This is a genomic window from Chitinimonas koreensis, from assembly GCF_014353015.1.
Taxonomy (GTDB): Bacteria; Pseudomonadota; Gammaproteobacteria; order Burkholderiales; family Chitinimonadaceae; genus Chitinimonas; species Chitinimonas koreensis.
The window spans coordinates 171,176-194,417 of the sequence record NZ_CP060704.1; the positions used below are offsets into that span (position 1 = coordinate 171,176).

Annotated in this window: 11 protein-coding genes (1 of these 11 only partly in view); 6 read left to right on the forward strand and 5 right to left on the reverse strand. The window is 70.9% G+C overall.

All coding sequences use genetic code 11. The annotated features are described in order from the left end of the window. A protein-coding gene (locus H9L41_RS00690; RefSeq protein ID WP_034607687.1) for a filamentous hemagglutinin N-terminal domain-containing protein crosses the window boundary here: on the forward strand, nucleotides 1-10,334 show its 3' end. Its footprint begins 17,728 nt before the window's first position; 10,334 of the gene's 28,062 nt are visible here — the last part of the coding sequence; the start codon falls outside the window, past its left edge; the stop codon is at nucleotides 10,332-10,334. 54 nt (nucleotides 10,335-10,388) lie between these two features. Beyond that, the gene (locus tag H9L41_RS00695; RefSeq protein WP_028447170.1) at nucleotides 10,389-11,126 is read left to right on the forward strand and encodes a SapC family protein; all 738 of its coding nucleotides are present in this window, start codon (nucleotides 10,389-10,391) and stop codon (nucleotides 11,124-11,126) included. Nucleotides 11,127-11,235: 109 nt separating this feature from the next. On the opposite strand, the gene H9L41_RS00700 is transcribed toward H9L41_RS00695, so the two are convergent. Further along, entirely contained in the window at nucleotides 11,236-12,231 is a 996-nt protein-coding gene (locus tag H9L41_RS00700) for an NAD-dependent epimerase (RefSeq protein ID WP_028447169.1), read from the reverse strand. Beyond that, nucleotides 12,228-12,995, reverse strand: a complete 768-nt coding sequence (locus H9L41_RS00705) for a glycosyltransferase family 2 protein (protein WP_028447168.1) — start codon at nucleotides 12,993-12,995, stop codon at nucleotides 12,228-12,230. Before H9L41_RS00705 ends, H9L41_RS00700 begins: the two co-directional genes overlap by 4 nt. Before the next feature lie 53 nt (nucleotides 12,996-13,048). Here H9L41_RS00705 and waaC point away from each other — a divergent pair, with 53 nt between their 5' ends. Then, complete coding sequence (gene waaC, locus H9L41_RS00710) at nucleotides 13,049-14,005, forward strand: lipopolysaccharide heptosyltransferase I (protein WP_028447167.1); 957 nt, start codon at nucleotides 13,049-13,051, stop codon at nucleotides 14,003-14,005. After that, on the forward strand, nucleotides 14,002-15,255 hold the full coding sequence (gene waaA / locus H9L41_RS00715; RefSeq protein WP_028447166.1) for a lipid IV(A) 3-deoxy-D-manno-octulosonic acid transferase: 1,254 nt from the start codon (nucleotides 14,002-14,004) through the stop codon (nucleotides 15,253-15,255). Before waaC ends, waaA begins: the two co-directional genes overlap by 4 nt. Before the next feature lie 162 nt (nucleotides 15,256-15,417). On the opposite strand, the gene H9L41_RS00720 is transcribed toward waaA, so the two are convergent. Then, nucleotides 15,418-15,849: a DciA family protein gene (locus H9L41_RS00720; protein WP_157462067.1), complete on the reverse strand. Its 432-nt coding sequence runs from the start codon at nucleotides 15,847-15,849 to the stop codon at nucleotides 15,418-15,420. Between the two features lie 37 nt (nucleotides 15,850-15,886). Here H9L41_RS00720 and H9L41_RS00725 point away from each other — a divergent pair, with 37 nt between their 5' ends. Then, nucleotides 15,887-16,798, forward strand: a complete 912-nt coding sequence (locus H9L41_RS00725) for a M23 family metallopeptidase (RefSeq protein ID WP_034607684.1) — start codon at nucleotides 15,887-15,889, stop codon at nucleotides 16,796-16,798. A 169-nt stretch (nucleotides 16,799-16,967) separates the two neighbouring features. Next, the gene (gene secA, locus H9L41_RS00730; RefSeq protein WP_028447165.1) at nucleotides 16,968-19,676 is read left to right on the forward strand and encodes a preprotein translocase subunit SecA; all 2,709 of its coding nucleotides are present in this window, start codon (nucleotides 16,968-16,970) and stop codon (nucleotides 19,674-19,676) included. Between the two features lie 382 nt (nucleotides 19,677-20,058). On the opposite strand, the gene H9L41_RS00735 is transcribed toward secA, so the two are convergent. Together H9L41_RS00735 and H9L41_RS00740 are read right to left on the reverse strand one after the other, a co-directional pair. Continuing rightward, nucleotides 20,059-20,664 (reverse strand): response regulator transcription factor, encoded by a 606-nt coding sequence (locus H9L41_RS00735; RefSeq protein WP_028447164.1) that lies wholly within the window; start codon nucleotides 20,662-20,664, stop codon nucleotides 20,059-20,061. Nucleotides 20,665-20,881: 217 nt separating this feature from the next. Then, on the reverse strand, nucleotides 20,882-23,104 hold the full coding sequence (locus H9L41_RS00740) for a PAS domain-containing sensor histidine kinase (RefSeq protein WP_187523635.1): 2,223 nt from the start codon (nucleotides 23,102-23,104) through the stop codon (nucleotides 20,882-20,884). Nucleotides 23,105-23,242 lie beyond the last annotated feature (138 nt).

Here is a 23,242-nt window from a genome sequence, read left to right on the forward strand (position 1 = left end):
CAAGCGCGGTACAGGCAACTGGCAGCAGCCACTGGAACGTGAACGGCGGTAGCGTGGATACCACCGGCGATCAGAACTATGGCGGGCTGTGGCTGGGTAGTGCGTCGCATCTGACCAGCAATGGCGGAGATGTCCACTTCGGCGGCACTCTCAACACGGCCTCTGACCTGACCGTCGACAGCGGCAGCGGCAATGTCAACTTCTCCGTGTTCGGGGTGGGCGGCGCGCTGATCGTCAACAGCTCCGGCGTGACCACCCTCAGCGCGTTGTCGATGGGCGCGGGTTCGGTCACGACCGACGCCGCCGGCAGTACGGTGTTGGGCGGCAATCTCTCGACCAGCGGCGGTCAGCACTATGGCGATGCCGTGACCCTGGCCGGGGATACAGAGCTTTCCGGCGACTCGATCTACTTCGGCAGCACCGTGGATGGCGGCCACAACCTGACTATCAGCTCCACCTCGACCGGCTTCGGCGGCGCCGTCGGCGGCACCGAGCGGCTGGGTGCGCTCACGTCGAACGCCAGTCTCTACACCGGCTTCGCCGGCACGGTGGCGGCGGCATCGGTGACGACCGGCAGCGGCGAGGCGTACCTGGACGGCGGCAGCGTAGACACCACCGGCGCGCAGCACTATGCCGGCCATGTCCAGCTGGGCGTCGACACCACCCTGCACGGCACGACGGTCAGCCTGCTGAGCGGTGCGGATGCGGCTTCGGCCGGCGGGCAGTCGCTGAACATCGAAGGCGATGCCGTGATCGGCGGCGGCCTTGGCGCCAATACCGCGCTGAACCAGCTGTCGATCAGCGGCAGCAGCAGCCTGAACGGCGGTACGGTCGAAACTACCAGCACGCAGAGCTACACCGGTCTGGCGACGCTCGGCGCCGACGCGACGCTGATCGGCAGCACGGTGAGCCTGCTCGGCGGCGCCGATGCGGCCAGCGCCGGCAGCCAGTCGCTGACCATCGTCGGCGGCGCGGTGATCGGCGGCGCCGGCCTCGGCGCCGGCGCGGCGCTGAACCAGTTGCAGATCGCCGGCCCGGCCGTGCTGAACGGCGGCGTGGTGAACACCAGCGGTTTCCAGTCCTACGGCGACGCGCTGACGCTGGCCGGCGACGAAATCCTGAGCAGCGGCGGCGTGGTCAGTTTCGCCGGTACCGTCGATGGCGCCCATGACCTGACCATCTCCAGCGGCAATGCGGACGTGCAGTTCAGCGGCGTGGTCGGCGGCGACACCCGCCTGGGCGACCTGGCGATCAACAGCAGCGGCCAGGTCTACCTTGCTGCCGCGGTGAACGCGGCCTCGCTGACCACCGACGCGGCAGGCGGCCTGAACGTGAACGGCGGCAGCGTCGACACCACCGGTGCGCAGAGCTACGGCGAAGCCATCGTGCTCGGTGCCGACGCCACCTTGACCGGCAGCACGGTCAGCCTGCTCGGCGGCGCCGATGCGGCGGCCGCCGGCGGCCAATCGCTGACCATCACCGGCAACGCGGTGATCGGCGGCGCCGGCCTCGGCGCCACCACGGCGCTGGGCCAGCTGGCCATCAGCGGCGCGAGCACGCTGAACGGCGGCGTGGTGAACACGACCGGCGCCCAGACCTACACCGGCGCGGTGACGTTGGCCGGCTACGAAGGCCTGAACAGCGGCGGCGGCGACGTGACCTTCGCCGGCACCGTGAACGGTGCGCACGGCTTGGCGGTGCACGCCGGCACCGGCGACGTGCAGTTCGCCGGCAGCGTCGGCGGCACCACTCGCCTCGGCGCGCTGGCAGTCGACGGCAGCGGCGCGACCACCTTCGGCGCGGCGGTCAGCGCGGCCTCGGTGACGACCGATGCGGCCGGCACGCTGGCCCTGAACGGCGGCAGCGTGAACACCACTGGCGCCCAGAGCTACGGCGAGCTGGCCGTGCTCGGCGCCGACACCACGCTGACCGGCAGCACGGTGAGCCTGCTCGGCGGTGCCGATGCAGCTGCTGCGGGCAGCCAGTCGCTGACCATCGCCGGCAACGCCGTGATCGGTGGCGCGGTCGGTGCCAATGCGGCGCTGAGCAGCCTGGCGGTCAGCGGCAGCAGCGCGCTGGACGGCGGCACGGTCGATACCACAGGCACGCAAAGCTATACCGGCGCGGTGACGCTGGGCGCCGATACCACGCTGACCGGCAGCACGGTCAGCCTGCTCGGCGGCACCGATGCCGCCACGGCCGGCGGCCAGTCGCTGACCATCGCCGGCAACGCGGTGATCGGCGGCGGCATCGGTGGCGCAGCCGCGCTGAGCCAGCTGTCGATCGGCGGCGCCAGCACGCTGAACGGCGGCGTGGTGAATACCACGGGCGACCAGACCTACAGCGGTGCGGTGACCCTGGCCGGCGACGAAAGCCTCGCCAGCGGCGGCGGTGACGTCACCTTCGCCGGCACGGTGAACGGTGCGCATGGCCTGGCCGTGAACAGCGCAGGCGGCGACGTGCAGTTCACCGGCAGCGTCGGCGGCACCACGCGGCTCGGCGCGCTGGCGGTCAACGGCAGCGGCGCGACCACCTTCAGTACGGCGGTCAACGCGGCCTCGGTCGCGACCGACGCGGCCGGCACGTTGGCGATCGACGGCGGCAGCGTGAACACCACCGGCATGCAGAGCTACGGCGAAGTCGCCATGCTCGGTGCCGATACCACGCTGACCGGCACCACGGTGAGCCTGCTGGGCGGCGCCAATGCCGCTGCGGCCGGCGCGCAGTCGCTGACCATCGCCGGCGACGCGGTGATCGGCGGCGCCGGCCTTGGTGCAACGGCTGCGCTGAGCCAACTGGCTATCAGCGGCGCGAGCACGCTGAACGGCGGCGTGGTGAACACGACCGGCGATCAGAACTACGGCGGCGCGGTGACGCTGGCCGGCGACGAAAGCCTGAGCAGCAATGGCGGCGACCTGAGCTTCGCAGCCGCGGTCGCCGGTGCGCACGACCTGAGCGTGGCCAGCAGCGGCGGCGACGTGACGTTCGGCGGTACGGTGGACGGCGTGCAGGACCTGACCGTGAACGCCGGCGCGGGCGACACGAGCTTCGCCGGCAGCGTCGGCGGCAGCGCGCGGATCGGTGTGCTGGCGGTCAACGGCAGCGGTGCGACCACCTTCTCGGCAGCGGTCAACGCGGCCTCGGTCGCGACCGATGCAGCCGGCACGCTGGCGATCGACGGCGGCAGCGTGAACACCACCGGCACGCAGAGCTACGGTGAAGTCGCCGTGCTCGGCGCCGACACCACGCTGACCGGCACCACGGTGAGCCTGCTGGGCGGCGCCGATGCCGCTGCGGCCGGCGCGCAGTCGCTGACCATCGCCGGCGACGCGGTGATCGGCGGCGCCGGCCTCGGCGCGACGGCTGCGCTGAGCCAACTGGCGATCAGCGGCGCGAGCACGCTGAACGGCGGCGTGGTGAACACGGCCGGCAATCAGACCTACGGCGGCGCGGTGACGCTGGCCGGCGACGAAAGCCTGAGCAGCAACGGCGGCGACCTGAGCTTCGCGGCCGCGGTCGCCGGCGCGCACGACCTGAGCGTGGCCAGCAGCGGCGGCGACGTGACGTTCGGCGGCACGGTGAACGCCGTGCAGGACCTGACCGTGAACGCAGGTGCGGGCGACGCAAGCTTCGCCGGCATCGTCGGCGGCACCACGCGGATCGGTGCGCTGGCGGTCAACGGCAGCGGTGCGACCACCTTCTCGGCAGCGGTCAACGCGGCCTCGGTCGCGACCGACGCGGCCGGCACGCTGGCGATCAACGGCGGCAGCGTGAACACCACCGGCATGCAGAGCTACGGCGAAGTCGCCGTGCTCGGTGTCGACACCACGCTGACCGGCACCACGGTGAGCCTGCTGGGTGGCGCCAATGCCGCCACGGCCGGCGCGCAATCGCTGACCATCGCCGGCGACGCGGTGATCGGCGGCGCCGGCCTCGGCGCAACGGCTGCGCTGAGCCAACTAGCGATCAGCGGCGCGAGCACGCTGAACGGCGGTGTGGTGAACACGACCGGCAATCAGACCTACGGCGGCGCGGTGACGCTGGCCGGCGACGAAAGCCTGAGCAGCAATGGCGGCAACGTGAGCTTCGCGGCCGCGGTCGCCGGTGCGCACGACCTGAGCGTGGCCAGCAGCGGCGGCGATGTGACGTTCGGCGGCACGGTGAACGGCGTGCAGGACCTGACCGTGAACGCCGGCGCGGGCGACGTGAACTTCGCCGGCAGCGTCGGCGGCACCGCGCGGATCGGTGCACTGGCGGTCAACGGCAGCGGCGCGACCACCTTCTCGGCAGCGGTCAACGCGGCCTCGGTCGTGACCGATGCAGCCGGCACGCTGGCGATCGACGGCGGCAGCGTGAACACCACCGGCATGCAGAGCTATGGCGAAGTCGCCGTGCTCGGTGCCGATACCACGCTGTCCGGCACCACAGTGAGCCTGCTCGGCGGCGCCGATGCTGCGACCGTGGGTAGCCAATCGCTGACCATCGCCGGCGACGCGGTGGTCGGCGGCGCCGGCCTCGGCGCAACGGCTGCGCTGAGCCAACTGGCTATCAGCGGCGCGAGCACGCTGAACGGCGGTGTGGTGAACACGACCGGCAATCAGACCTACGGCGGCGCGGTGACGCTGGCCGGCGACGAAAGCCTGAGCAGCAATGGCGGCAACGTGAGCTTCGCGGCCGCGGTCGCCGGCGCGCACGACCTGAGCGTGGCCAGCAGCGGCGGCGACGTGACGTTCGGCGGCACGGTGAACGGCGTACAGGACCTGACCGTGAACGCCGGCGCGGGCGACGTGAGCTTCACCGGCAGCGTCGGCGGCACCACGCGGATCGGTGCGCTGGCGGTCAACGGCAGCGGCGCGACCATCTTCTCGGCAGCGGTCAACGCGGCCTCGGTCGCGACCGATGCAGCCGGCACGCTGGCGATCGACGGTGGCAGCGTGAACACCACCGGTACGCAGAGCTACGGCGAAGTGGCCATGCTCGGTGCCGATACCACGCTGACCGGCACCACGGTGAGCCTGCTCGGCGGCGCCGATGCTGCGACCGTGGGTAGCCAATCGCTGACCATCGCCGGCGACGCGGTGATCGGCGGCGCCGGCCTTGGTGCAACGGCTGCGCTGAGCCAACTGGCGATCAGCGGCGCGAGCACGCTGAATGGCGGCGTGGTGAACACGATCGGCGATCAGACCTACGGCGGCGCGGTGACGCTGGCCGGCGACGAAAGCCTGAGCAGCAATGGCGGCAATGTGAGCTTCGCAGCCGCGGTCGCCGGCGCGCACGACCTGAGCGTGGCCAGCAGCGGCGGCGACGTGACGTTCGGCGGCACGGTGAACGGCGTGCAGGACCTGACCGTGACCACCGGCGCGGGCGACGTGAGTTTCGCCGGCAGCGTCGGCGGCACCACGCGGATCGGCGCACTGGCGGTCAACGGCAGCGGCGCGACCACCTTCTCGGCAGCGGTCAACGCGGCCTCGGTCGTGACCGACGCAGCCGGCACGCTGGCGATCGACGGCGGCAGCGTGAACACCACCGGTACGCAGAGCTACGGCGAAGCGGCCGTGCTCGGCGCCAATACGACATTGACCGGCACGATGGTAAGCCTGCTCGGCGGCGCTGATGCGGCCACCGTCGGCGGCCAATCGCTGACCATCGTCGGCGACGCACTGGTCGGCGGCAGCCTCGGCGCCAACGCGGCGCTGGCCAGCCTGTCGATCGACGGCGCCAGCACGCTGGACGGCGGCGTGGTCAACACCAGCGGCAACCAGGCCTATACCGGCGCAGTCACGCTGGCCGGCGCCGAAACGCTGACCAGCGGCGGCAACGTGAACTTCGGCGGCACGGTGAACGGCGCCCATGCGCTGAGCGTGAACGGCAGCGGCGAGACCCGATTCGGCGGTGCGGTGAACCTGGCCTCGCTGTCGACCGACGCGGCCGGCACGCTGGCGATCGACGGCGGCAGCATGACCACCACCGGTGCGCAGAGCTACGGCGAAACGGCAGTGCTCGGCGCGAATACCACGCTGGCCGGCACGACGGTGAGCCTGCTCGGCGGTGCCGATGCGGCCACGGCCGGCGGCCAGTCGCTGACCGTCACCGGCGATGCGGTGATCGGCGGCGCCGGCCTCGGTGCCTCGGCAGCGCTGGCCGGCGTTTCGATCAGCGGCGCGAGCACGCTGAACGGCGGCGTGGTGAACACGACCGGCGACCAGAACTACGGCGGCGCGGTCACGCTGGCCGGCAACGAAACCCTGAGCAGCGGCGGCGGCGACATCCGCTTCGCCGCCACGGTCGACGGCGCGAGCCGCCTGGCCGTGAACGCCGGCGCGGGCGACGTGAGCTTCGTCGGCATCGTCGGCGGCAGCACGCGGCTCGGCGCGCTGGCGATAAACGGCAGCGGCGCCACCACCTTCGGCGCGGCGGTCAACGCGGCCTCGGTCGGCACCGACGCGGCCGGCACGCTGGCGATTGACGGCGGCAGCGTGAACACCACCGGCGTGCAGAGCTACGGCGAAGTGGCCGTGCTCGGTGCGAACACCACGCTGACCGGCACCATGGTGAACCTGCTCGGCGGCGCCAACGCAGCAAGCGCGGGTGCGCAATCGCTGACCATCGCCGGCGACGCGGTGATCGGCGGCGCCGGCCTCGGCGCGACGGCTGCGCTGAGCCAACTGGCGATCAGTGGTGCGAGCACGCTGAACGGCGGCGTGGTGAACACCAGCGGCGATCAGGGCTACGGCGGCGCGGTCACGCTGGCCGGCAACGAAGTCCTGAACAGCAACGGCGGCGACGTCGTCTTCAGCGGCACGGTGAACGGCGCGCGCAACCTGAGCGTGAACGCCGGCACCGGCGACGCGAGCTTCGCCGGCATCGTCGGCGGCAGCACGCGCCTCGGCACGCTGGCAGTCAGCGGCAGCGGCGCCACCACCTTCGGCGCGGCGGTCAGCGCGGACTCGGTCGCGACCGATGCGGCCGGCACGCTGGCGCTCAACGGCGGCAGCGTGAACACCACCGGTACGCAGAGCTACGGCGAAGCAGCCGTGCTCGGCGCGAACACCATGCTGACCGGCACGACGGTGAGCCTGCTGGGTGGCGCCAATGCCGCCGCGGCCGGCGCGCAGTCGCTGACCATTGCCGGCAACGCGGTGATCGGCGGCGCCGGCCTCGGCGCCACGGCGGCGTTGAACCAGCTGTCGATCAGCGGCGCGAGCACGCTGAACGGCGGCGTGGTCGACACCACGGGCGACCAGGCCTACGGCGGCGCAACCACGCTGGCCGGCGACGAAGTGCTGAACAGCACCGGCGGCGACATCGTCTTCGGCGGCACGGTGAATGGTGCACGCGGCCTGACGGTGAACGCCGGCGCGGGCGACGTGAGCTTCGCCGGCATCGTCGGCGGCGCCGCGCGCCTCGGCGCGCTGGCAGTCAACGGCAGCGGCGCGACCACCTTCGGCGCGGCGGTCAACGCGGCCTCGGTCGCGACCGATGCGGCCGGCACGCTGGCGCTCAACGGCGGCAGCGTGAACACCACCGGTACGCAGAGCTACGGCGAAGCGGCCGTGCTCGGCGCCAACACCACGCTGACCGGTACCACCGTCAGCCTGCTCGGCGGCGCGGAAGCAGCCACCGCCGGCGCACAGTCGCTAGCCGTCGTCGGCGACGCGGTGATCGGCGGCAGCGTCGGCGCCATCGCGGCGCTGAGCCAGCTGTCGATCAGCGGCACCAGCCTGCTGAACGGCGGCGCAGTCAACACCACCGGCAGCCAGACCTACACCGGCGTGGCCACGCTGGGTGCCGACACGACGCTGACCGGCAGCATGGTCAGCCTGCTCGACGGAGCGGGCGCCAGCACGGCCGGCGGCCAGTCGCTGGCCATCGTCGGCGACGCGGTGATCGGCGGTGCCGGCCTCGGTACCTCCGCAGCGCTGAGCCAGCTGTCGATCAGCGGCGCGAGCACGCTGAACGGCGGCAGCATCGACACCACCGGCGACCAGAACTACGGCGGCGCCGTGACGCTGGCCGGCGACCAGGCGCTGCACAGCGCAGGCGGCGACATCGCCTTCGCCGGCACGGTGAACGGCGGCCATGCGCTGGACATCGACAGCGGCGCCGGCGACGTCCGCTTCGCCGCCGCGGTCGGCGATGCGGCCCGCCTCGGCGCGCTGTCCATCGCCAGCGCCGGCCAGACCCGCTTCGACGCGGCCGTCAGCGCGGCTTCGATCGCGACCGACGCGGCCGGCACGCTGGCGCTCAACGGCGGCAGCGTGAACACCACCGGTACGCAAAGCTACGGCGAAGTGGCCATCCTCGGCGCCGACACCACGCTGACCGGCAGCCTGGTCAGCTTGCTGGCCGGCGCGGAAGGCGGCCCGGTGCCGGTCGGCGGCCTGGTCGCGGCGGCCGTCGCGGGCGAAGGCCACAGCCTGACCATCACCGGCGACGCGGTGATCGGCGGCGCAGGCCTCGGCGCCCGGCAATCGCTCGGCAGCCTGTCGATCAGCGGCGCGAGCACGCTCGAGGGCGGCGTGGTCAACACCAGCGGCAACCAGAGCTACGGCGCGGTGACCCTGCTCGGCGACGAAAGCCTCAGCAGCGCCGGCGGCATGGTGACCTTCGCCGGCACCGTCGATGGCGCGCACGATCTGACCATCGACAGCGGCAGCGGCGACGTCCGCTTCGCCGCCGCGGTCGGCCAGGCCGAGCGCCTCGGCGCCCTGCTGGTGAAGAGCGCCGGCAACACCCGCTTCGACGCGGCGGTCGGCGCGGCCTCGGTCAGCACCGACGCGGCCGGCAGCCTGTCGCTCAACGGCGGCAGCGTGAACACCACCGGTGCGCAGCGCTACGGCGAAGTCGCCATCCTCGGCGCCGACACCACGCTGACCGGCAGCCTGGTCAGCCTGCTGGCCGGCGCCCAGGCGGCGGCAGCCGGCAGCCAGGGCCTGAGCATCGTCGGCGACGCGGTGGTCGGCGGCAGCGGCCTGGGCAACCAGGCGGCGCTCGAGCAGCTGTCGATCAGCGGCAAGACCACGCTGAACGGCGGCACGGTGAAGACCACCGGTACCCAGCTGTACGGCGGCAAGGTGCTGCTGGGCAGCGATGCGCTGCTGTCCGGCACCACGGTCAGCCTGCTCGGCGGCGCCGACGCGCTGGCGGCCGGCGAGCAGGACCTGAGCATCGTCGGCAACGCCCGGCTGGCCGGCGCCTTCGGGGCCGACCAGGCGCTCGGCGCGGTCTCGGTCAGCGGCGACAGCGAACTGGGCGAAGGCAGCATCCGCACCACCGGCGGGCAGCACTACGCCGGCGCGGTCAAGCTGGTCGGCAACCAGTCGCTCGGCAGCGTCAACGGTTCGCTGGTGTTCGGCAGCACGCTGGACAGCGCCAACGGCTCCGACCTCGCGCTGACCGCCACGGCCGGCGCGATCGAGGTCGCCGGCGCGGTCGGCGGTACGCAGGCGCTCGGCGGCTTGACGCTGGCGGCCGGCTCGACCGTGACCTTCGCCCAGCAACTGCACGTGCGCAGCCTGCGCCAGACCGGCGCGACCGGCACCACCCGCTTCGGCGGCGCGGTGCTGGCCGACGGCGCGGACGGCATCGTGCTGAGCGGCGACAGCTTCGCCTTCGACGGCACGCTCACCGCCGCGCAGGGCAGCATCGCCATCGCCAACAGCGCGAGCGGTACGCTGACCTTCGCCGCCGGCAGCGCGATCAGGGCGCTCAGCGGCTTCACCCAGACCGGCGGCAGCCGCGTCGTGCTGCCGGCCAGCATCCAGATCTCGGCCGGACCGTTCAGCGTGGCGGCGCCCGCCGAACTGCGCGCCGGCGCGGCGAACTGGGTCATCGACGGCTCGGTCACGCTGAGCGGCCTGTCGGGTCCGGAAACGGTGCTGACGCTGTCCTCGCACGGCGCGCTGCTGATCGGCCTGAAGGACGGCACGGCGGAGCAGAAGGTGAACCTGCTGCAGCTGATCGTCCCGAGCGCCGCCTCGGCCCAGCTGTACGGCACCGTGGCCGGCAAGGACGGTTCGCTCGCCGCATCGGTGATCGACGGCCCGCTGCGCGGCAAGCCGTACTACATTAACGATACCGAGTGGGGACCGACCGACGCGGTCAGCCGCATCATCTCGACCCAGGTGCCGCAGCTGCCGGTGCCGAGCACCCCGGACGCCGCCGCCCTGTTCACCGGCGCGGTGCAGCCCGACGGCATCGGACCGGACGCCCTGGCGGCCTTCACGGCGCCGCAGGTGCTGACGATCGACGAGGTGTTGACCGGCGGTACCGGTGGCGACGACGATGACGACGCCAAGAAGAAGTCGAAGCAGTCCTCCGCAGGTGGCCAGTAGCCGGCAGCCGGCCACGGGCAGATTCAATCAACGTTTCGCCGATCGAAAGAAACCATGACTGCAAACACCCTTCCGCTGTTCTACCAACAACCGCATGCGGTGCAGCCGGGCCGCCACGGCGACAAGTCGCTGGCGCGCCAGCCGGATTACCGTTTCGCGGCGCAGACCAACTCGGTGCCGCTGGCGATCACCGAGCTGCCGATCGCCAGCCGTCATTTCCCGATCGTCTTCACCGCCGGCGAGGTGCCGCAGCCGGTGGCCGTGCTGGGCCTGCGCGGCCAGCAGAACATGTTCGTCGACGCCGACGGCCAATGGCAGGCCGGCACCTACATCCCGGCCTACATCCGCCGCTATCCGTTCATCTTCCTGGAGAACGAGGCCCGCACCGAGTTCACCCTGTGCATCGACGAGGCCTCCGCCGCGCTGGTCGACGGCCGCGACAACCCGCTGTTCGACGCCGAAGGCAAGCCGAGCCAGCTGACCAACCATGCGCTGGCCTTCTGCCGCGACTACCAGAGCCACTACAAGGCCACCGCCGAGTTCGCCCAGGCGCTGGCCGCGGCCGACCTGCTGGTCGAGAACCGCGCCGACATCACGCTGCGCGACGGCCAGCGGCTCAGCCTGTCGGGCTTCAAGGTGATCGACGAGGCACGCTTCAACAAGCTGCCGAACGAGACCTTCCTCGAATGGCGCGCCAAGGGCTGGCTGCCTTTCGTCTACTGCCACTTCCTGTCGACCGGCACCTGGACCAACCTGATCGACCACCTGGCCGAGAAGCCCGCCGAGGCCTGATCCGGCCCCGCCCGCAAGAAGCAGAAAGGCCCGGCCGCTCGATGAGCGCCGGGCCTTTTGCCGTCTGCCGTCGTCCGGAACACCGGCCGCGGACCGTACGGTTCACATGTCACAGGCCATGGTAGTCGCGATACCAGGCCACGAACCGCCCGATCCCCTCCGCCAGCGGCGTCGACGGCGCGAAGCCGGTCAGCGCGGCCAGTTCCGAGGTGTCGGCATAGGTGGCCGGCACATCGCCCGCCTGCATGCCGACCGGCTCCTTGATCGCCTCGCGGCCGACCGCGGCCTCGATGGTCTCGATGAACTGCATCAGCGGCACCGGCTGGTGGTTGCCGATGTTCAGGAGCCGCCACGGCGCCCAGCTCCGGTCGGGCCGGCTGCCGTCGCCGTCGGGCGCGGGCGGCAGCGGCAGCAGCTTGACGATGCCGTCGACGATGTCGTCGACGTAGGTGAAGTCGCGCCGCAGCTGGCCGTGGTTGAACACCTTGATCGGCCGGCCCTCGAGGATGGCCGAGGTGAACAGCCAGGGCGCCATGTCGGGCCGGCCCCAGGGGCCGTAGACGGTGAAGAAGCGCAGGCCGGTGCAGGGCATGCCGTAGAGATGGGCGTAGCTGTGCGCCATCGCCTCGTTGGCCTTCTTGGTGGCGGCGTAGAGGCTGACCGGGTGGTCGGTGTTGTCGCGCTCGGCGAACGGCACCTTGTCGTTCTGGCCGTAGACGCTCGACGAACTGGCGTAGACCAGGTGCTGCACCGGATGGCGGCGGCAGGCCTCGAGCAGGTTGGCGAAACCGACCAGGTTGGCCTGCACGTAGGCGCCCGGGTTCTGCAGCGAGTAGCGCACGCCGGCCTGGGCCGCCAGGTGGATCACCGCGTCGAAGCCTTCGGCGGCGAACAGCGCCATCAAGGCCGCGCCGTCGGCGATGTCGAGCCGCTCGAAGCGGAAGCCGGCCAGCGGCTCGATCTGCGCCAGCCGCGCCTCCTTGAGGCTGACCGGGTAGTAGTCGTTGAGGTTGTCGATGCCGACCACGCGGTGGCCGGCCGCCACCAGGGCGCGGGCGGTATGCATGCCGATGAAGCCGGCGGCGCCGGTGAGCAGGATGTTCATGTGCGTTCCGAATCGTGCCGTTGCCAGCGCTCGGCCAGCTTGGCGTATTTGACGAAGGCGAAGAAGCTGCCGATCAGGATGTGGGCGAAGCCGCCGGCGCCGTCGAGGAAGCCGCGCCGCACGAAATAGAAGCGGATGAAGCGCGTCAGCGGCGACAGCGCCATCTTGCCGATGCCGGCGCGGCGGCCGGCGGCGAACAGCGCCTCGGCCTGCAGGTCGGTATAGCGGTTCTGCTTGGTGAGGTAGCTGGCCAGGCTTTCGGCCGAGTCGTGCAGGAGGTCGCCGGCCAGGCTGCCGGTGCCGCCCTCGCGCACCTCCACCTTCTCGTGCACCGCGTCCGCGCTCCAGCCGGCGCGGCGGCGGTCGAACAGCCGCAGGCACCAGTCGGGATAGGCCTCGCCATGGCCCAGGTAGCGGCCGAAGAAGCGGTTGCGGCGGGCGAAGCGATAGGCGGCGTGCTGCGGATCGGCCAGCGCGGCGCGGATCGAGGCGGCCAGTTCGGGCGTCAGGCGCTCGTCGGCGTCGAGGCAGAGCACCCAGTCGTATTGCGCCAGCGCCACCGCCGCGCGCTTCTGCGGGCCGAAGCCGAGGAAGGGCTGGCTGGCGATCCGCGCGCCGTAGCGTTCGGCCAGCGCGAGGGTGCCGTCGTCGCTGCCCGAATCGAGCAGCACGATCTCGTCGGCCAGGCCGCGCGCCGAGTCGAGGCAGGCGGCCAGCTGGCCGGCGGCGTTGCGGGTGATGAGCACCAGGCTGAGTTTCTGCATCGCGCCATTCTAGCCGAGCCGGCCGTTGCGACCGCCGTCGCTATAATCGCGCCATGCCGAAAATCCTGATCGTCCGCCTGTCGTCGATGGGCGACGTGATCCACAACCTGCCCGCGGTCACCGATCTCGCCGCCCATTACCCGAACGCCGAATTGCACTGGGTGGTCGAGGAGGGCTTCGCCGAGCTGCCGGCGCTGCACCCGGCCGTGGTCCGGACCATCCCGTTCGCGCTGCGGCGCTGGCGCAAGAAGCTGCTGGCGCCGGTCCACCGCGACGAGATGCGCGCCTTCCGCGACCGGCTGCGGGCCGAGCGTTACGACCTGGTGATCGACTCGCAGGGCCTGCTCAAGAGCGCGCTGGTGGCGAAGCTGACCGGCGCGCCGATCGCCGGCTACGACCGCCGCAGCATCCGCGAACCGCTGGCGAGCTGGTGCTACGACCAGAAGCTGGCGGTGTCGCGCAGCCTGCACGCGATCGCCCGCAACCGGCTGCTCACGGCGCGCGCGATGGGCTACCAGCCCGGCGAGGCGATCGACTACGGCGTGCAGCCGCCGGCGGTCGACCTGGCCTGGCGGCCGCGCGGCGACTACGCCGTGCTGCTGACCGCCACCAGCCGCGACGACAAGCTGTGGCCCGAGGCCGACTGGGTCGGGCTCGGCCAGTCGCTGGCGCGGCGCGGCATCGTGCCGGTGCTGCCCTGGGGCGGCGAGGCCGAGCGGCTGCGCGCCGAGCGCATCGCGGCGCAGCTGAGCGGCGCGGTGGTCGCGCCGCGGCTGCTGCTGGGCGAGGCGGCGCGGCTGTTGGCCGATGCGCGGCTGGCGGTCGGCGTCGATACCGGCCTGGTCCACCTGGCCGCCGCGGTCGGGGTGCCGACCATCGCGCTGTTCTGCGCCTCCGAACCGGGCCTGACCGGCGTGCTGGCGTCCGGTTACGCGGTCAATCTCGGCGGCTACGGCCGCCCGCCGGCGCTGGCCGAGGTCGAGGCGGCCGTCGCTGGGGCGCTGGCATGATCGTGCGGGCGCTCTACACGCTGGCCTGGTGGTGCCTGTTGCCGCTGGCCTTCGTCTACCTGTGGCGGCGCGGCCGCCGCCAGCCCGCATACCGGCACGATTGGGCCGAGCGGCTCGGCCGTTATCCGGCGGCGCCGGCCGGCCCGCTGATCTGGCTGCACGCGGTGTCCGTCGGCGAGACGCGCGCCGCAGTGCCGCTGGTGCAGGCGCTGCGCGCACGCCATCCCGATCACGCCATCCTGCTCACCCAGATGACGCCGACCGGCCGCGACACCGCGCGCCAGCTGTTCGGCGACAGCGTCACCGTGGCCTATCTGCCCTACGACCTGCCGTTCGCGGTGGGCCGCTTCTTGCGCCATTACCGGCCGCGCTTCGGCGTGCTGATGGAGATGGAGATCTGGCCCAACCTGCTGCACCGGGCGGCCGATGCCGGCGTGCCGCTCTACCTGGTCAATGCACGGCTGTCGGAGAAGTCGCTGCGCGGCTACCGCAAGGTTGCCGCGCTGGTGCGTCCGGCCATGGCGCGGCTGGCGCGGGTGGCGGCGCAGGGCGAGGCGGATGCGGCGCGGCTGCGCGAGATCGGCGCGGCTGCGCCAGTGGTGACCGGCAACATCAAGTTCGACATGCGGCTCGACCCGGCGCTGCTGGCGCGCGGCCAGGCCTGGCGCGCGCGCTTCGGCGGCCGGCCGGTGTGGGCGGCCGCCTGCACGCGCGAGGGCGAGGAGGCGCTGCTGCTCGACGCGCTGGCGCGCGCCGCCTTGCCGGCCGATGCCTTGCTGCTGCTGGTGCCGCGTCATCCGCAGCGCTTCGACGAGGTGGCGGCGCTGCTGGCGGCGCGCGGCCTGAACGCGCAGCGGCGCAGCGATTGGGCCGACGACGCGCCGCTGCCGGCCTCAGTGCAGGTGCTGCTCGGCGACAGCCTGGGCGAGTTGGCCGCCTACTATGCGGCCGCCGACCTGGCCTTCGTCGGCGGCAGCCTGGTGCCGCTGGGCAGCCATAGCGTGATCGAGCCGTGCGCCCAGGGCGTGCCGACGCTGCTCGGTCCGTCGAGCTTCAATTTCGCCGAGGCGGTGCGCGAGGCGGTCGAGCTCGGCGCGGCGAAGCAGCTGCCCGATGCCGATGCGGTGCTGGCCGAGGTGGGACGTCTGTTGGAAGACGAGACGGCGCGCGCGGCGATGGCGGCGGCCGGGCTGGCCTTCGTCGGCCGCCATCGCGGCGCGGTGGAGCGGGTGCTGGCGCTGCTGCCTTAGTCAGCGGATCCGATCGCCGGGCGACCGTAGGAGCGGCTTCAGCCGCGAAGGCGCGGTGGAATCTCGACCGGCCGTGGAAACGCCGGCATTCGCGGCTGAAGCCGCTCCTACAGGTGGATCGCCGTAACGCATGTGAATGTCCGCGAGCGGGCGATCGCGCCTTCAGCCGCGCCGCTTCGCCACCATCGCGGCCAGCGCATCGCGCAAGGGCGACGGTGGTAGCGTAGTGGCCGCCTCGTCCAACGCGCGTAGCGCGGCATCGCTAAGTGCCAGATTTGATTTCGGTTTCGGCTGCTGGTGCGGCATCCATCCGACTTGAACCTGCCAGCGGATTGCGTTAACTTGCAGGCCATTTTCGGCCAAGCGCATCCTGATGCGCGCTTCCATCTGCCGCAGCTTGGCCACCAGCGCCTGGCTGCGCGCGGTGACCACCAGGCAATCCCCGTCCACGCCCACCACACTGGTCAGGTTCTCCAGCCCGGCCGGCAGGGCGTCCTGCCATTGCTGCTCGATCCTGCGCTGGGCGTTCGCCAGGCGGTTCAGGCGCATCAGCTCGGGCGAGCTCAGCAGGGACTTGAAGGGGCGGGTGCTCATGGGGGCGCGTGCAAGGCACGACGAGGAGTCGGCAGACATGAACATTATTCTGGTTTCCAACCGCCTCTCCAAGGCGGTCACGCTCGGACCGCGCCACCTGTGGCTGGTCGGCGCGCTGCTGGGCCTGGCGCTGCTGGGCCTCGCCACGCTGGCCAGCTGGGCCACCTACACGCTGACCAAGCCGTTCGGCATCCAGCTGCCGGCGCTGCCGGGCACCTCGGCCGCGCAGCAGCGCCAGATCGACACGCTGGCGGTCAAGCTCGGCCAGATGCAGGCGCAGCTGGTGCGGCTCGACGGCCTGACCCGCCGCGTGTCGGAACAGACCGGCATCGACGCCAAGCCCTTCCTCAGCAGCTCGGCCGCACCGCAGGGCGGCGCCGTGTCGCGGCTGCCCGAGCGCGCGCTGGACTTCAAGACGCTGGCCGGCCAGGTCGGCCTGACCGATCGCCGCATCGAGGACGCCATCGACCAGTACGGCCTGATCGACACCGTGCTGACCCAGCGGAAGCTCAACACCTTCCAGGCGCCGGCCAACCTGCCGACCGCGGCCGGCGTGCGCTCCTCGCTGTACGGCTGGCGCATCGATCCGTTCTCGGGCCGGCAGACCTTCCACGAAGGCATCGACTTCGTCGGCGACATCGGCACGCCGATCTACGCCGCCGCCGGCGGCCGGGTGCTGCGGGCGGAGCGCCATCCCGAGTATGGTAATATGCTCGAGATCGACCACGGCAACGGCATCACCAGCCGCTATGCGCATGCTTCGCAGCTGCTGGTGAAGGAAGGCGACCGCGTGACGACCGGACAGCAGGTGGCCCTCTTGGGCAACAGCGGGCGTTCGACCGGCCCCCATCTGCATTTCGAGATTCGTTACAAGGACGTGCCGCAGAATCCGCTCTACTTCCTGCGGCTGGCGCATGCGCCGACCACCGTGCAAGTGGCCGCCGATTGAGCGTTGTTGAATTTGCCGGGTGCGTCCCCATATGTAGCGGACGAGTCGGCCAGCATTGAGCGACACGGCGGATCGGGATACCCGGTCCGCCGTGTTTTTGTGTACCTGCGCGCTGCCAGCGCGGACCAAACTGAAATTCGAAGGGCCCACAAGGCCGTCTGGAAACACGATGATCGCTTCTCTCCTGAAGAAAGTATTCGGTAGCCGCAACGACCGGTTGCTCAAGCAGTACGGCACCGTGGTGCGCCAGGTCAACGCGCTGGAAAGCCAGATGCAGGGCCTGTCGGACGCCTCGCTGCAGGCCAAGACCGAGGAATTCAGGCAGCGTGTCGCCAAGGGTGAGACGCTCGAGGCGATCCTGCCCGAGGCCTTCGCGGTCTGCCGCGAGGCTTCGCGCCGGGTGATGAACATGCGCCACTTCGACGTGCAGCTGATCGGCGGCATGGCGCTGAACGAGGGCAAGATCGCCGAAATGCGCACCGGCGAGGGCAAGACGCTGGTGGCCACGCTGCCGGCCTATCTCAACGCCCTGTCGGGCAAGGGCGTCCACGTCGTCACGGTCAACGACTACCTGGCCCAGCGCGACGCCACGGTGATGAGCAAGCTGTACAACTTCCTCGGCCTCACCGTCGGCATCAACCTGAGCCAGCTGCCGCACGCGCAGAAGCAGGCCGCCTACGCCGCCGACATCACCTACGGCACCAACAACGAATTCGGCTTCGACTACCTGCGCGACAACATGGTCTACGCGACCACCGAGCGCGTGCAGCGCGGCCTGAGCTTCGCCATCGTCGACGAAGTCGACTCGATCCTGATCGACGAGGCGCGCACGCCGCTGATCATCTCGGGCCAGGCCGACGACAACGTCGACATCTACGCCCGCATGAACCAGATCACGCCGCGGCTCAAGCGGCAGGAGAAGGAAGACGGCGAGGGCGACTTCTGGGTCGACGAGAAGGGCCACCAGGTCCTGCTGTCGGAAGAAGGCCACGAGCACGCCGAGCAGCTGCTGGTCCAGGCCGGCATGCTGGCGGCCGGCGACAGCCTCTACGCGGCCGGCAACATCGCGCTGATGCACCACCTTTACGCCTCGCTGCGCGCCCATGCGCTGTACCACCGCGACCAGCACTACGTGGTGCAGAACGACGAGATCGTCATCGTCGACGAATTCACCGGCCGGCTGATGGCGGGCCGGCGCTGGAGCGAGGGCCTGCACCAGGCCGTCGAGGCCAAGGAAGGCGTGACCGTCAACAAGGAAAACCAGACGCTCGCCTCGATCACCTTCCAGAACTACTTCCGCATGTACGGCAAGCTGGCCGGCATGACCGGCACGGCCGACACCGAAGCCTACGAATTCCAGCAGATCTACGGTCTCGAGACGGTCATCATCCCGACCAACCGGCCGATGGTCCGCCGCGACATGAACGACCAGGTGTTCCGCACCGCGGGCGAGAAGTTCGGCGCCATCCTGGCCGACATCAAGTCCTGCCAGGACCGCGGCCAGCCGGTGCTGGTCGGCACCACCTCGATCGAGAACTCCGAGCTGCTGTCCGAGCAGCTGCGTGCCGCCGGCTACCCGCACAACGTGCTCAACGCCAAGCAGCATGCGCGCGAAGCCGAGATCGTGGTGCAGGCCGGCCGCCCCGGCATGATCACCATCGCCACCAACATGGCCGGCCGCGGCACCGACATCGTGCTCGGCGGCAACGTCGAGCCGCAGATCAAGCTGGTCGAGACCGACGAGACGATCGACGAGATCGAGAAGCGCGCCCGCATCGACAAGCTGCGGCAGGAATGGCAGGTGCTGCACGACCAGGTGGTGGCGGCCGGCGGCCTGCACATCATCGGTACCGAGCGGCACGAGAGCCGCCGCATCGACAACCAGCTGCGCGGCCGTTCGGGCCGCCAGGGCGACCCCGGTTCGAGCCGCTTCTACCTGTCGATGGAAGATCCGCTCTTGCGCATCTTCGCCGCCGAGCGCATCGGCGCGCTGATGGAACGGCTCAAGCTGCCCGAGGGCGAGGCGATCGAGTCGGGCCTGCTGTCGCGCGCGATCGAGAACGCCCAGCGCAAGGTCGAGGGCCGCAACTTCGACATCCGCAAGCAGCTGCTCGAATACGACGACGTCTCCAACGAGCAGCGCAAGGCGATCTACGCCCAGCGCAACGAGCTGCTGGAATCGGCCGACGTGTCCGCGACCATCGCCAACCTGCGCGACGGCATGATCGCCGAGCTGGTCGACCAGCACCTGCCGCCGGGCAGCATGGAAGAGCAGTGGGACGCCGAAGGCCTGCAGAAGTCGCTGGCCGAGTTCCAGCTCGAGGTGCCGGTGGCCGAGTGGCTCAAGAGCGAGACCACGCTGGAGCTCGAACAGGTCAAGGAGCGCGTGGTCGAGGCCGCGCGCAGCGCTTACGCCGCCAAGACCGCCGCGGTCGGCGACGACGTGATGCGCCACTTCGAGCGCGCGCTGATGCTGCAGATTCTCGACCAGCACTGGCGCGAGCACCTGGCTTCGCTCGACCACCTGCGCCAGGGCATCCACCTGCGCGGCTATGCGCAGAAGAACCCGAAGCAGGAATACAAGCGCGAGGCCTTCGAGCTGTTCGAGGGCTTGCTGATGCGCGTGCGGCGCGACGTGGTGCAACTGGTGATGACGGTGCAGATCCGCTCGCAGGAAGACGTGGCGGCGCTGGAGCAGCACGAAGAGCCGGCCATGCAGTTCCACCATGCCGACTACGAGGAGGCGCTGGCCGCCGCCAACGCGCAGCCGGAAGGCGCGCAGCCGCTGACCCGCACCTACGACAAGATCGGCCGCAACGACCCCTGCCCGTGCGGTTCGGGGCTGAAGTACAAGCAATGCCACGGCAAGCTCAGCTGATCGTTGCCTGAGCCCCTGAAACGACAACGCCACCTTCGGGTGGCGTTGTCGTTTCAGGGGCGCTTCCGAACGACGATGCGCATGTAGGCGCGGCTTCCGCCGTGAACCGCCGTTCCTGCGCCGATCGTCTTACTTATCGCGGGCGGCCATTCGCGGCTTTAGCCGCTCCTGCGCGATCTGCCGTAGGTCGGGCTTTATGCCCGACAGCACTGTCGATCAGGGCTGCTGTCGGGCATAAAGCCCGACCTACATGGATTGTGCACATGGCTTTAGCGTAGGCGCGGCTTCAGCCGCGAACCGCCGTTCCTGTGCCGATCGTCTTATTCATCCGCAGGCGGCCATTCGCGGCTGAAGCCGCTCCTGCAGGGCCGCCGCCGACCGATCAGTCCAGTTCCTTGAGCAGATTGGCCAGCTCCACCGCCGACTTCACGCCCATCTTTTCCAGCACCCGCGCGCGGTGCACTTCCACCGTCTTCATGCTGATGTCGAGCTCGTCGGCGATCTGCTTGTTGAGCTTGCCGTCGAGGAACAGCGCCATCACCTCGCGTTCGCGCGGCGTCAGGTCGCCGAGCCGGCGCTCGATCTGGCGGCGGCGTTCCCAGGCGCCGCGGCGCTCGGTGTCGAGCGACAGGCAGTTCTCGACCAGGCTGACCAGCGCGTTGTCGTCGAACGGCTTCTCGAGGAAGTCGACCGCGCCCTGCTTGAGCGCGGCGACCGCCTGCGGCACGTCGCCGTGGCCGGTCAGGAACAGCGTGGGCGGGCAGTAGCCGCGGCCGACCAGGGTCTGGAACAGCTCCATGCCGCCCATGCCGGGCATGCGTAGGTCGAGCACCAGGCAGCTGAAGCGGCTCGGGTCGCGGTCGGCCAGCAGCGCGGCGGCGGATTCGAACGAGGCGACGCTGTGGCCGCGCGAGGCGAACAGCCACTTGAGCGCGTCGCGCACGGCGGCGTCGTCGTCGACCAGGGCGATGCGGGGATCGGATGCCATCTAGGGACTCCTTGGTGAGGTCCAGTTATCTGCCAACTCGGTCGTGAACGAGCATATGGTTGAGCGTCATGCGTCCGAGCGAAGCGAGGCTCCCTCGCGGCGGCGAGGGCGGGGAGTAGGAATCGAACAAGGGCGGGACCGCCGGTTCAGCATGCTCTGCTCGTAAGCCCCGGCTTTGCCGGGGCCTGTGCTGCAGATCGAGTCATAGACCATACATTCAGCATTCACGCGGTCCCAACGGCAGGCTGACGATGAAGCGGCTGCCGCCGCCGGCGCGTTCCTCGACCCACAGCCGGCCCTGATGATGTTCGACGATGGTGCGGCAGATGTTCAGGCCCATGCCCATGCCCTCGGCCTTGGTGGTGTAGAACGGGCGGAACAGCTTGTCGACGTCGGCCGGATCGATGCCGGGGCCGCGGTCGGCCACCACCAGGTCGAGCCAGCCCTCCCGCAGCCGCGTTTCCAGCGTCAATTCGCGGTCGCCGGGCTCGCTGTCGATCATCGCCTCGATCGCGTTCTTGCCGAGGTTGAACAGCACCTGCTCGAGCATCACGCGGTCGGCCGACAGCTCGACGTCGTCGGCCAGCCGCAGCTCCACCAGCCGCACATAGTAGCGGTTCAGCGGCGCGGCGAGCAGCGACAGCACGGTGTCGACCAGGTCGCCGATGCGGCAGGGCGAGCGCTTGGGCTCGCGCTTCTGCACGAATTCGCGGATGCCGCGGATGATGGCGGCGGCGCGGCGCGATTGCTCGGCGATCTTCTCCAGCGCGCCGTCCAGCTCCTCGGCGGTGATCTGGCCGTTGGCCACCAGGTTGCGGCAGGCGGTGCTGTAGCTCGAGATCGCCGCCAAGGGCTGGTTCAGCTCGTGCGCCAGGCTCGAAGCGATCTCGCCCATCGCGATCAGCCGCGCGGTCTGCTGCAGCTTCTCGGCCTGCTGCCGCTCGCGGTCGATCGCCAGCTTGCGCTCGGTCACGTCGGTGGCGATGTCGAGCCAGACCTGCGACTGGTCGACCCACAGCGTGGCGCGGCGGTGATGCTGGTACCAGCGGCCGCCGATGGTGTCGTGCCATTCGCCACCGGCATCGGGCTGGCGCAGCGGCAGCGCGCACAGCGGGCCGTCGTCGCCGAGCCGGAAGGCCTCGCGGAAGGTGCGGTTGGACAGCAGCAGCTCGCCGCTCTTGCGGTCGGTCACCGCCACCGCGGCGTCGAGGCCGTTGAGCACCGCCACGAAGCGCTCGTGCGAGGCCTTGAGCGCCTCGCGCTCGCGCCGCAGCTCGGTCACGTCGGTCATCGACGACACCCAGCCGGTATGGCGGCCCTCGCCGTCGATCAGCGGGCTGGAGTAGAGCCGCACGTCGAAGCGCTCGCCGTTGCGGCGGCGGAAGCGCAGCGAGAAGCCGTTGGCCGGGCTCTCGCCGCGCAGGATGGCGGCGAACACCTGCTCGCAGCGCGCGGCCGCCTCGGGCGACCAGAAATCGAACGGCGGCTTGCTGCCCAGGAGCGACTCGGGCTCGGTGCCGACCATCCGGCAGAAGGCGCGGTTGGCGTGCAGGATGCGGCCCTCGCGGTCGGTGGCCAGGATGCCGGACACCAGCGAATCCTCCATCGCGCGCCGCATATTGGTCTCGCGCAGCAGCGCCCGCTCGGCCACCAGCCGTTCGCGCATATGGCGCTTGAGCACCCACAGCGACCACACCATCAGGCCCGACAGCGCCGCCAGCAGCCAGTACAGCGCATGGCGCCAGACCGGCCAGCCGCCCTGCAGCGCGACCGCGCGCAGGCGCAGGCCGTAGCCGGGCGGGTCGAAGGCGATGTCGTAGCTCTGCGGCGAATCGGGCAGCGGCTGCTCGGGCCGCGCCGCCACGGTGCGCCGCTCGATGTCGACGAAGCCGAGCTGGTAGCGCTTGGCGATCCACCACGGCACGTAGGTCTGCAGCAGCGACTTGAGCGAGATGACGGCGACGAAGGCGCCGCGGGTCTGGTTGCCCTGCACCGCCGGAAACGCGATCGCCACCACCGGGCCGACGCCCGGGTAGTCGAACGGCGGCGTGCTGGCCGGCAGGCCGATGCGGCCGGCGCGCTGCACCGGCTCCATCGCGGCCGGCACCCGCTGCAGCGGCTCGAGCGCCTGTTCCGGGTAGCTCCACACCGCTTCGCCGTACTCGTTCGACAGCGCCATCGCCACCACCTCGGCGCTGGCCGACATCAGCGACGCGGCGCGGCCGTAGAAGGCGCCCTCGCTGAGGTCGCCGCGCACGTAGTCGTGGGCCAGCGCCTCGAGCTGGCGCTGGCGGCCCAGCACCTCGTTGCGCAGCGCCTGCTCCTGCCACAGCACGTCCTCGATCAGCGCGTCGCGCTGGGCGTCGCGCTCGTTGGCGCGGATGAACCACAGCAGCGCCACGCCGACCGCCAGGAAGCAGATCAGCGCCAGGTTGGGCATCGCCCACAGCCAGCGTGCCGGGCGGGCAGGTTGTTGTTTCGCTTCATGGTCCGTGGTCGGGCCGGGCCGGTGCGCGTACGCCGGCCGTCGCATAAATGGGGTCGGGCTGCGGGGCCGACGCGTGTTCGAACTCTTATA